The sequence below is a fragment of the Acidimicrobiia bacterium genome (assembly GCA_029210695.1).
GTDB lineage: Bacteria > Actinomycetota > Acidimicrobiia > Spongiisociales > JAHEDJ01 > JAHEDJ01.
The window spans coordinates 1-10970 of sequence record JARGFH010000088.1 but is presented as its reverse complement, the minus strand read 5'-3'; the positions used below and the strand labels follow the sequence as shown (position 1 = coordinate 10970).

The following is a 10970-nucleotide window of genomic DNA, read 5'->3' as shown; positions in this document are numbered from 1 at the left end:
GGTCTCCGGCATCACCCACGACTGGCCCGCCGCCAACCAACCTCACCGAAAGCCACTTTTTCGGCAGCCACCTAGGTATCGAGTACCAGGATTAGAACCATGCGTCGCGGGGAACAACGGCGGCCACGATCACCAGAGCCGCCAGGAGGCCGATTCCGGCCATACGAAAGGCTTTGGTGGGGTCACCCTTGCGAGTTCTCATCACGGCCATGTGGGCGACACCGACCGCCAGGATCATCCCCAGCGGATGGATCACCTTGATGAAGAAATCCTGGTCCCACCCTTTGTTGCCGATCCACAGCGCAATGCCGAGCGCAATTTGGAGATCGAACAAGATCGTCGCCAGTGTGAACGGCCGTTCGGCGTCCTTCGACCAGATGGCACCTTGCCCCGATCGGACCAGTCCGAGGATCCCGACGCCGAGCAGGACTGCCAGCACGATCCAGCGATAACCCGAATGAGTTTGTAGGAGAACATCCATGCAGGACACCCTACAACAGCAGAAGGTGTCGGGATCCACCTCCCGTCAGGCCACCGAGATCATCGCTACCGCCGTTATCGCCAGTACCAATCCGATGAGTTGAACCGGACGAAGCCGTTCGTGGAGGACGAAGCGAGCAAGGAGCACGGTAACGGCCGGATAGAGGGCGGCCAGCGCAGATACGATGACGAGCATTCCTCCGTTGAAGGCCGCCAGAACAAACACGTTGGCGGTGATGTCGAGAACGCCCGCTGCCGAACTGGGGGCGACGCCACCGGGAGTCGCGGCCGGCCGAAGGAGCAGAAGGAGCACGACAACGATGCCGGTGGAAGTGGACCTGGCCGCCACCAGCGGCCACATTCCCGCCGCCGCATCAACCTGCGACAGAAGAACGAAGAAGAAACCGAAGCCGCCGCCGGCTACCACCGCGCCGATCAGTGATTTCCTCATCGCCGCCGGGTGCTTGATCCAGCCGGTCGAATCACCTGCGCTCACCAACACGATCGCTCCAAGGGTGGCGACCACGCCGAGGGCCGCCGATGGTGCCGGCCGTTCTCCAATCACCAGACCGACGACCACGGGGATAGCTGCGCCGACGGCCGCCGTCACGGGCGCAACCACTCCCATCGTCCCAATTGCGAGGCTCCAGTAGAAGAACCCGAGGCCGACCAGGCCGGCCGAACCCGCCGCTGCTCCCCACCAGAGGTCGCTGAGACCTGGCGAACCACCTCCGATCAGGGCAACGCCCAGCACGACCGCCAATCCGACTGAATGAGCGACGGCGAGAACACGGAGCACGTGGCGTCGCTTCGTGGCGAAGCCCCCCAGGAAGTCCGCCACCCCGTACGCCATCGCCGACGTCAGCGCCAAGAGCTCCGTCAATGCTCAACCAGACAGGTGTTGCCGCAGCCAGCGGATGTCGGCCGCTTGATCCTCCGGCTCGCCGGGAGTCTCCACAACGACCGGCGCGGCGGCTTGCCTGACGACGCTCAGAATGAGTTCGGGGGGGATCTCTCCTGCACCGAGATTGGCGTGGCGATCGCGCCTCGAGTCGAACGGGTCGCGCGAATCGTTGCAGTGAACGAGGTCGATCCTCCCCGTTGCCGCCAGCACCCGCTCCACAATCCCGTCGAGGTCCTGGCCCGACGCCCAGGCGTGGCACGTGTCGAGGCAAAAACCGACGTCGAGGTCGCCGATGACCTGCCAGAGGCGCCCGATGACTTCAACCTCCCGGCCGATCGCGTTCTCACCGCCGGCAGTGTTCTCGATCAGAATCGGGACCGAGGTCTCGAAGCTCTCCAGCGCCTTCCTCCACCGATCGAACCCGACCTCGAGCGGGTCGTCCGAACCGGTTAGGTGCCCAGCGTGAACGATCACTCCGGCGGCACCGATCTCCTCGGCAGCCGCACAGGTATCGGCGAGGATCTTGCGACTGGGAATCCGTACGCGGTTGTTCGGCGACGCCACGTTGATGAGATACGGAGCGTGCACATAGATGGGCAGGCTCGAGGCGCGGAGGTCGGCGGCATCTTCACGGGGAAGTGGTTTCTTCCAAGATTGCGGGTTGCTGAGGAAGACCTGAACACAGCCGGCTTCCCGCGCAACCGCGGCCGCCAGCGGGTCAGATCCGCGCACGTGGACTCCAACGAGCATGTCGCGCACCTTAGCGGTCGGGACGAGACCGGCCGGAGTCGAGTTCATGGAGCGCCGCCTCGACCACCTGGGCCGACTGCTCCCAGTCTTCGGTCAACACGATCAAGGTGGCCTCACCTTGCCATCGTGCTGCCCATGGATTACCTGGAAGACCCACGCGATCCGTCAGTTCCAGAACCAGCGCCGGGACTGCGGTGCCGGCATCGTCGACTACCACGGCCGACCAACCCGTGATCATCTCCCATGGAATCTCGACAAGTGACCGGAACGGACCGCGCAGGGCCCAGCGCGTGGTGGCTTCGTCCGCGATGAGGGTCGGTCGCGGGCGGAGGAGTTCCTTCAGCCCCACAACGACCAGCACGAGTCCAAACAGGAGGAAAAGGATTGCCCACAGCGTATCGCGAGCTTCAAAGGCATCCGGGGTCCGATCTTCGTAGACGAGCGTCACTAGCCAGTTCAGGATGCGACGCCGGGCGAGAAAATCGGCCCCGACGACAACAAACGGCACGCCGGCCAAAGCAAATAGCCACATCCGGATGGGTGAGCGTCCGACCCGGACCGTAGTCATGGACCCTCCACGCCGAGATCGGCCGGCAATACCAGCGCGACGAACGGGACGCCGAGTTCCGAACATCTGCGTTCTGCTTGTCCCCCACTGCGATCAACCAGGCAGATTGCCTGCGCCACTCGGAGTCCACCTTCGATCATGACGTCGATCGATTCGATCAGCGCCGTTCCCGTGGTCACCGTGTCATCGAGCGCGACAACGACGTCGCCCTCGACGACCGGCCCGACCAAGCGGCCGCCGACACCATGATCCTTTGCCTCTTTACGAACGGAGAAGGCACGGAGGGGCCGTCCGGTTTCTGCTGCGACGACGGCGGTGGCGACCGCAATGGGATCCGCTCCCATGGTCATACCACCCACCGCGGTCACCTCGTTGGCGAGTCGCTCCAACACGGCCGCGCCGACCAGGCGCGCACCGCCACCATCGAAGGTGGTCTGCCGGGCATCGATATACCAAGATGACACCTGCCCCGAACGCAGGGTGTACGGCCCATCGGTGCGCACCGCATTGCCTCGCAGGTGGTCTATCAGGTTTCCAAAAAAACCGCTCAAGTCACCGCTCTCCGTGGCCGATAGTGGACACATAACACGAATCCGCCTCCCGTGTTAGCCCGACCATAGCGACCGCCCCGGCCCAGGGCGGTCGCTTCAGTTAACGAGCCATCTCGTGTCCTGCACCTGATCCGTTTCCTGAATGCGATGCCGGTACCTATTTGCCGAACCGGCGTTCCCGGCGTGCGAAATCCCTCAGAGAGCGTAGGAGATCAACGCGACGGAAAGCCGGCCAGTAGACGTCCACGAAGACGTACTCGGCGTACGCACTCTGCCACAACAGGAACCCCGACAGCCTCGCCTCCCCGGAGGTACGGATGACCAGATCGGGGTCCGGCAGGTCGGCTGTGTACAGATGGGCCTGGACGGCGTCGATGTCGATGTGGTCTGCGATGTCTGATGCTTGCACACCGTCGGCGGCGAGGTCCGAGACCAATTCTCGAACGGCGTCCACGATCTCCTGCCTGCCTCCATAACCGACCGCCATGGTGAGACGGCGCGTGCCCTCCGCGCAGCGTTCCTCGAGCGCTTTGGCCGCGGCCACGAGTTCCGCCGGGAGAAGGTCGAGGCTACCGATGAACCGAACAGCCATTTCCTGTTCGACGGCACGGGAAGGGAGTCGCTCGAACAGCTCAATCAGGACTTCGAAGTAGGGCTCGAGCTCAGCCGGCGGTCGCTGCAGGTTGTGAGTCGAGAGCAACCACCCGGTGATGGCCGGCACCTGAAGATGATGTGCCCAGCCGAGGAACTCCTCAAACTTCTCCATGCCTACTCGATAACTAGCCGCGTAATCGGGAAGTCCCTCACTGCGGGCGTAACGGCGGTGTCCGTCCAGGATGATGCCGATGTGGCGGGGGACAACGCCCGGATAGAGATCGCGTTCGAGGCGTCCTTCATACAACCGGTACAGCGGTTTGAGAATTCGATCTCGGCTGGCCATGGCGTGTCCCATCGTACCGGCTAGACCGGCGTCGAGCAGCGGCCGGAGGGATCAGATCGCGGGATGGTCTTTCCGATTCGCTTTGCGCGGCTCAAGTCAGGAAGGGAAGCCGGCTCGCTTCCCCGCACACTGCTTCAACGGCTTCTAGATCGACCGGCACAGCTGCCGTCAGGTTCTCGTTGCCGGAAGTTGTTATCAAGATGTCGTCTTCAATGCGAACCCCGATGCCGCGGAACTCCTCGGGGATCGGGTGCTCGATCGACCCGGCCTTGTCGAGCTCCTCAGCTTCGAGCGCCTTTGCCTTCTGCAACCCGAGCTTGAGCCGACGCTCCGTCCACTTGTCGAGGTCGTACTCAGCAAGGTGGAACGTGGCTACGTCCTGGTCGCTTCGCACATAGAGGCCGGGCTCCACCGTGAAGGTCATCCCGGGTTCGAGACGTCGGTGTTCTCCGTCGAGCATGTATGTTCCGGCATCATGCACGTCCATGCCCAGCCAGTGACCGGTTCCGTGCATGAAGAACTCCCGGTAGTGATGCATGGTGATCGATTCGTCGACGCCGGCGGGCAGCAACCCCAGCTCTACCAGACCCTCGACGATCACCCGCCTCGCCGTCTCGTGAATGCCGCGCATCGTGGCGCCGGGCAAAGCAGCCGCAATTCCTGCCCGTTCGGCGGCCAGGACGACCTCGTACACCGCTCGTTGCGGGCCGGTGAACCGTCCGTTCACGGGAAACGTTCTCGTGATGTCTGCTGAGAAATACCCACACTCGGCGGCGGCGTCGATCAACACCAGATCGCCATCTTCCATCCGACGATCGTTTTCGGTGTAGTGCAACACGGTGGCGTTCGTGCCTGAAGCGACAATCGACGGGTAACCGTTCCGCATCGAGCCGTGCTGACGGAACACATACTCCATCGCCGACTGAACCTGATACTCGAAGCGGCCCGGAGACGAGAACCGCATTGCTTCGAGGTGGCCGGCCGCACTGACGTTGCACGCCTCCCGGAGCAGCTCGAGGTCGGCCTCCGACTTCTGCAACCGCAGCTCGCCGACAATCGAGGTCGGATCGGTGATCGTGAACGGCACCCGGTACCCGAATCGTTCATGAAGAGATGGGAGCTTCTTCAGTAGCTCCGACATGCGGCCGTCGAGTCGCCCGCCCCACCGGTAGTACATCTCGGAGTGACCGATCAGGCGATCCAGCAGGACTGATTCGAGATCGTCGATCGGGTAGGCGTCATCGGCGCCAAACCGTTCCATGGCGCCCTGGACTCCGGCCCGGTAGCCGTTCCAGGTTTCCATCTCGCGGTCTCGAGGTCGGACGAACAACGTGAAACGATCGGCATCCAGCACGACCACCGCATCGGGTTCTGGAAAGCCGGTGAGGAAGTAGAAATCTGAGTCCTGTCGGAACTCGTGGTCGACGTCATCGTTGCGTGGTTGTTCGTGGCCGGCAGGAATCACTGCGACAGCGTCGCCCAGGTCGGCGAGAAACCGGCGGCGGTGATCAGCGTAGGTGTTGGCGGGCTTGGTCATGGTGCAAGGCTACCGGGCCTGCCAGAGTCACCGGTCGGCGGCAGCCAGGGTGACGATGATCGGAAGATGGTCGGACCCGAGATCGGGGCCGACCGAGCGGGCAACGGTGGTCAGGTACTCGTTGTGCAGCAGGTGGTCGATGGGAAGCATGAAGGGCCCGCTCCCCGCCGGATAGCTCGGCTGCCACCCGAAGCCGTTCATCGAGTTCGTCAATCCCTCCCCAAGGGGTCGGAACGCAGCCGACCAGGGCGTCGAGTTCAAGTCGCCGGTCACGATCAACGGGCCATCGACGTCGTCGGCGTACGCCGCAATCGTGGTGAGTTGGGCGTCGCGTTCCGCGGACCGGCGGCCCGACATCGGGGGAAATGGATGAGCGCCGAGAATGACGGCCTCGACATCGCCGAAGGGAACAACCACCTCGATCGACGATCGTTCACCCGTCTCGAGTAACCGAACCCGGGCCGGGTCCCTCGTGAGCACGAGACCACCGATGGTCGTGCCTTCCTGAAGGGGTTCCGATTGGAAATATGGAAGTCCTGCGGCTGTGAACTCGTCTCTCCACGGTTGGCTGGTCTCCCACAGGAATACGACATCGGCATCGAGATCGCCCACCCACTGAATCACCGCGTCACGATCAGGGTTTCGTACCTGAACGTTGAAGCTGACAACCGTCAGCACCGGCCCGCCGGCGACGCTCTCAGCGGGCTTGTCCAGGAATAGGGGCGCCACGACCACACCATTGGCGATTGCGATCAGGACGACCACTACGGCCGGTCTGCCGCGGCCGACCAGCGCCAGTCCGCCTGCCGTCGCAGCCAGCAGAACCGAATACTGCAGGCGAGGATGCGCCAGGAGGTCGAAGACCCACCAGAACTCGCCGAGCAACCCGAGCGCAGCTGCCACGCTCAATCCCGTTGCGGCCGCCAGCAGGAGCCGGGTTACGCCGCGCCGCAGCGCAACCCCCAACAGATCAGAGGGCGGCGTACCAGCCGGCAATGGCCGACCCGATCGCGTCGGGGGAGTCTTCCTGGATGAAATGCAGGCCCGGGACCGTCACCTCGGTCTGGTTGGGCCAGGCCCGGCAGAGTTCTCGCTGACGGCCGGTGAGGATGGAACCAGGTTCGGCGTTGATGAACAGCTTGGGCAGGTCGGCGCCTGCCAGCCATTCGGAGTAGGCGGCGACTACCGCGTGAACCTCCGCCGGTTCGCCGTCGATCGGGATCTGCCTCGGCCAGGTGAGCGTAGGTCTCCTCGCTTCACCGGCCTCCAGGAACGGCCTGCGGTATTCCTTCATCTCGATGTCGGTGAGGTCGCGCAGGATCGAACCGGGGAGAATCCGCTCGACGAAGACGTTCTTGGTGAGGACGATCTCCTCGCCCGCGGCGGACCGCATGGCCTTGAAGATCTGGGTGGCGTCGGCCGGCCAATCATCCCACGAGACCGGTGCCACGATGGCTTCCATGTAGGCGATGCCCTTCAGCGCGTCACGGTGACGGTTGGCCCAGTCGAAGCCGAGGCCGGAACCCCAGTCGTGGACGACGAGGGTGACGTTGGCCTTCACGCCGAGCTCGATCAGAAAGGCATCGAGGTGCATCCGGTGCGCGGCGAACGTATACGCATTGGGGCCACCCGGATACAGTTTCTCACTGTCACCCATCCCGATGAGATCCGGTGCGATCAGGCGGCCCTGTTTCTCGAGGTGCGGCATGACGTTGCGCCACAGATACGATGATGTCGGGTTGCCGTGGAGAAAGACGATGGGATCGCCCTTGCCCGCCTCGACATACGCCATGCGGTGGCCGAGGACGGTCTCGAACTTCTTCTTCCACTTCATGCGCATCTCCTCAGTCTCAGGATCGCAACATAGCGCGCCGGGCGATCAAATACATCGGCCCCAGCCACCGCAACCCGCAATTCGAGGCCCGCGACTCGCGACCCGCTACTCATATACTCCCCCACTGGCGAGGAGACCTCATCGAACTGGGCCCGGAACTCATCCTGACCATGTGGGCCGCCGGCATTGCCATCGGCGCCATTCCGATCGCACTGTGGCGTATCGTCGGATCGGGATTCCATTGGCTCATCGCCGGATCGTCGGCCCTGATGGGAGCCGGCGCCCTCGTCTTCGGGGTGGCGCCGGGAACACTGGTGGGACTGCTGTCTCTAGTTGCCGCTGCCTCACTTGTTCGTCGACCGATCTGGATGGCCCTGGCGTTCGGCGCCGCAGCCGCCGGATTTTTTGCCACGGCGATCGCATCAGGAGGTGTACTTCTGACCGTCACGGGAGCCGTCACCCTCGGGGCAGTAACCGACGAGATGTTGCTCGGGCACTGGTACCTGATCGATCCCAGACTCCCCCGTTGGGCACTTAAATCACTCGACGGGGCCGCCTCGGTCGGACTCCTCGCCGACGCCGGAATCCTCGCCTCCAGGGGTGCCCTGACCTGGGAATCGGACATCCAGGTCGTCGGTTGGGCGTTTGTCGGATTGGTGGTGATGAGCGCACTGCTGATGGCCGGCGTGTGGGGTGCCCTCCGGGAACGCGGGTACAGCGGGGTCATGGCTGCCACGGGCCTCTCATACCTGGCCGTCCTCACCGTTGTTGGTGCAACGATCAGCGGTCGGTCACTGCTGGGTGACGGATCTTCACTCCTTTCGGGATAACATCCGTCTCAGTGCGTATCTACACCAAGAAGGGCGACGACGGCACCACGGGTCTGTTTTACGGTGGCCGCGTCTGGAAGAACGATATGGCGCCGGAGGCCTACGGAGCCGTCGACGAGGCGGTCGCCGTGCTGGCCGTAGCCCGAGCAGCGGCTACCGACGACCTCGCCGCTCGCCTGCTGCAACTCCAGCGTGAGTTGTTCGTCGTGGCTGCCGAACTGGCGACTGCTCCTGAGAACCGTCACAAACTCGAGGACGGAGTCAGCCGCACCACCCAAGGCATGGTCGAGCAACTCGAGCTATGGATCGACGAGGTAGTCAACGAGATCGGGCAGCCGACGGAGTTCCTCGTCCCGGGCGGGGCACCGCTGCCCGCTGCCCTCGATCACGCCCGGGCCGTGGTGAGGCGTGCCGAGCGGCGCTGTGTCTCCTACGCACGCGCCGGAGGCCTCGACGCAAGCGCGGTGATCCCGTATCTCAATCGCCTGGCCGATTATCTCTACACCCTCGTGCGGGCCACCGAATCCGAGTGGCAACCGTCCCGACCCCAACAGGAGCAGTAATGGTCGATTTCGCAGCAGGTACTTCACTCGTCGCGGCTGAGGGGAAACTCCTCGCCGTTCCCGTCTTCAGCGATCGCACCTGGGGGCCCGGCGCCGACGTGGCGGTCGCCGCGATAGGGCACGGCCTGGAGGCCCAGCTCGATCTGATCGACTTCAGCGGCAAGCTGGGCCAGGTCGCCATCATCTCGGGATCGACCGGCGCACCCTTCTCCTCATATGCCTTCGTCGGTCTTGGTGAGGAAGCGGATATGGAGACGGTTCGCCAAGCAGCCGGATGGCTGGCCCGCTCAGCCTCCCGCCTGGACCAGGTGTCGACCACACTCCACCTCGTGGACGTCGACGGTGCCGCTCGCGCCGTGGCGGAGGGTTTTCTCCTGGCGCTGTACCGCTTCGATAAGTACCGGTCGGAGTCGGAACCGGCCCGAATCGAGACGCTCTCCTTCGTCGGCGATGACAGTGACACAGCGGCCGAGGCGGCGGAAGCGGCCCGGCCGGGCGTTCTGGGAGCGATGCTGGCTCGCGACCTCATCAACGAGCCTGCCAACGGCAAGTCCCCGGAGACGCTGGCGGGGATCGCCGCCGCGATTGCTGAAGAGCATTCCCTGCGTATCCGGATCTACCAACCGGATGAGTTCTCCGATGAGCGATTCGGAGCGCTCGCCGGCGTCGCCGCAGGAGCCCACAACCCGGCCCGGATGGTGGAGATGTGGTACGAGCCGGAGAATCCAAGAGCCTTCCTCGCCCTGGTTGGAAAGGGAATCGTCTTCGACTCCGGCGGCCTCTCGCTGAAGCCGGCGGCCTCAATGGAGGACATGAAGACCGACATGTCGGGTGCCGCCGTGGTGTTCGGAACCATGCAGGCCATCGCCGCGCTGGGACTGCCAATCAAGGTCCTTGGCATCACCCCCATCACCGAAAACATGCCGGGCGGCGGCGCCACCCGGCCCGGAGATGTGCTCGTACCAAGGAACGGCACATCGATCGAAGTACTGAACACCGACGCTGAGGGCAGGCTGGTCCTCGCCGACGGGCTTTCACTGGCCGCCGAACACGAACCCGACCTGATGGTCGACATTGCGACACTGACCGGAGCCTGCCACGTCGCGCTCGGCGACAAGATTGCCGGGCTGTGGTCGAACGATCAAGAGGCAGCCGACCAGGTGCTCAGGGCGGCCGCCCGCACCGGGGAACGGTTCTGGCATATGCCCCTAGCGGCCGACTATCGCAAGGCGATGGACTCCGACATCGCCGACATCAAGAACATCTCCGGGGGCCGCTACGGCGGAGCCATCCACGCCGCCTTGTTTCTCCAGGAATACGTCGGGGAGAACCGCTGGGTCCACCTCGACATCGCCGGACCGGCCAGGTGGACCGAGGAGGAGCATTACTTCCGCAAGGGCGGGTCGGGCTTCGCGGTACGGACGCTCGTCGCCCTGGCGGAGGATATGGCGAGCTAGCCGCGGGTCGCGGGTCGGCTTGGGGCTCACCGCGCCAGTGCCTGACGGCTCAGCAGGCCAATCGACACAAGGCCAAGCGTACCGTTGACGGCTCGGGCCTCCAGGGGTAGCGGTGTACCGCCAACGGTCACGAGATCGCGAAAACACTACCCAACACCCAGTCCGAAATCTTTGCTATGTTCGACAGAAGGAGGCGTGAAGGGGGACTTCTTGCCACCGCAGGTGCCCCGGGTTCGGGCGACCCGGGTTGGGCAACATCGGACGCGAAGCCTGGTTGCGTTCCTGGCGAAGGGACCGCCGCCGGGCCGGCATCGTGCAGCCCTTCCCGTTTGGTACCGCATCGTTCCCGCGATTGTCTTCTTCACCGCCGTCGGACCAGCCGTAGCGTCGATGGTTCCGAACGAGCCTGCAGTTCAACCGACGGAGGTCGAGGCGATCGATTCGACCGCTCCGGAGACTGACGCCGGGACCACCCCGGATGAGGTGTATCTGACTCTTTGATATAGGTCGCCGGGTTCCTAACCCAATTCATGGTCGGGTCCGGGGCGGGTTGTTT

Annotated in this window: 13 protein-coding genes; 4 read left to right on the top strand and 9 right to left on the bottom strand. The window is 64.1% G+C overall.

Annotation, left to right across the window (positions count from 1 at the left end):
- Positions 1 to 91: 91 nt before the first annotated feature.
- The 9 genes from P1T08_17350 to P1T08_17310 form a co-directional block, all read right to left on the bottom strand.
- Positions 92 to 481 (bottom strand): hypothetical protein, encoded by a 390-nt coding sequence (locus P1T08_17350; GenBank protein ID MDF1597849.1) that lies wholly within the window; start codon positions 479 to 481, stop codon positions 92 to 94.
- 45 nt (positions 482 to 526) lie between these two features.
- On the bottom strand, positions 527 to 1363 hold the full coding sequence (locus tag P1T08_17345) for an EamA/RhaT family transporter (GenBank protein ID MDF1597848.1): 837 nt from the start codon (positions 1361 to 1363) through the stop codon (positions 527 to 529).
- A 3-nt stretch (positions 1364 to 1366) separates the two neighbouring features.
- Complete coding sequence (locus P1T08_17340; protein ID MDF1597847.1) at positions 1367 to 2134, bottom strand: deoxyribonuclease IV; 768 nt, start codon at positions 2132 to 2134, stop codon at positions 1367 to 1369.
- A gap of 10 nt (positions 2135 to 2144) precedes the next feature.
- A complete protein-coding gene (locus P1T08_17335; GenBank protein ID MDF1597846.1) occupies positions 2145 to 2702 on the bottom strand; it encodes a hypothetical protein in 558 nt (185 codons plus the stop codon).
- On the bottom strand, positions 2699 to 3286 hold the full coding sequence (pyrE, locus tag P1T08_17330; protein MDF1597845.1) for an orotate phosphoribosyltransferase: 588 nt from the start codon (positions 3284 to 3286) through the stop codon (positions 2699 to 2701). The genes P1T08_17335 and pyrE overlap by 4 nt, the downstream gene beginning before the upstream one ends.
- A gap of 124 nt (positions 3287 to 3410) precedes the next feature.
- Positions 3411 to 4193, bottom strand: a complete 783-nt coding sequence (gene uppS / locus P1T08_17325; GenBank protein MDF1597844.1) for a polyprenyl diphosphate synthase — start codon at positions 4191 to 4193, stop codon at positions 3411 to 3413.
- A gap of 91 nt (positions 4194 to 4284) precedes the next feature.
- Positions 4285 to 5730, bottom strand: coding sequence for an aminopeptidase P N-terminal domain-containing protein (locus P1T08_17320; GenBank protein MDF1597843.1), 1446 nt, complete (start codon positions 5728 to 5730; stop codon positions 4285 to 4287).
- A 27-nt stretch (positions 5731 to 5757) separates the two neighbouring features.
- The gene (locus P1T08_17315) at positions 5758 to 6726 is read right to left on the bottom strand and encodes an endonuclease/exonuclease/phosphatase family protein (GenBank protein MDF1597842.1); all 969 of its coding nucleotides are present in this window, start codon (positions 6724 to 6726) and stop codon (positions 5758 to 5760) included.
- Positions 6701 to 7564 carry a haloalkane dehalogenase gene (locus tag P1T08_17310; GenBank protein MDF1597841.1) on the bottom strand — a complete coding sequence of 288 codons (864 nt, stop codon included), beginning with the start codon at positions 7562 to 7564 and terminating at the stop codon, positions 6701 to 6703. Before P1T08_17310 ends, P1T08_17315 begins: the two co-directional genes overlap by 26 nt.
- A gap of 170 nt (positions 7565 to 7734) precedes the next feature.
- Here P1T08_17310 and P1T08_17305 point away from each other — a divergent pair, with 170 nt between their 5' ends.
- The 4 genes from P1T08_17305 to P1T08_17290 all read left to right on the top strand — a co-directional run bounded on the left by P1T08_17305 (position 7735) and on the right by P1T08_17290 (position 10915).
- Complete coding sequence (locus P1T08_17305) at positions 7735 to 8394, top strand: hypothetical protein (GenBank protein ID MDF1597840.1); 660 nt, start codon at positions 7735 to 7737, stop codon at positions 8392 to 8394.
- Between the two features lie 11 nt (positions 8395 to 8405).
- Entirely contained in the window at positions 8406 to 8957 is a 552-nt protein-coding gene (locus tag P1T08_17300) for a cob(I)yrinic acid a,c-diamide adenosyltransferase (GenBank protein MDF1597839.1), read from the top strand.
- Complete coding sequence (locus P1T08_17295; GenBank protein MDF1597838.1) at positions 8957 to 10414, top strand: leucyl aminopeptidase; 1458 nt, start codon at positions 8957 to 8959, stop codon at positions 10412 to 10414. The genes P1T08_17300 and P1T08_17295 overlap by 1 nt, the downstream gene beginning before the upstream one ends.
- A gap of 195 nt (positions 10415 to 10609) precedes the next feature.
- Positions 10610 to 10915, top strand: a complete 306-nt coding sequence (locus P1T08_17290; GenBank protein ID MDF1597837.1) for a hypothetical protein — start codon at positions 10610 to 10612, stop codon at positions 10913 to 10915.
- Positions 10916 to 10970: the final 55 nt, after the last annotated feature.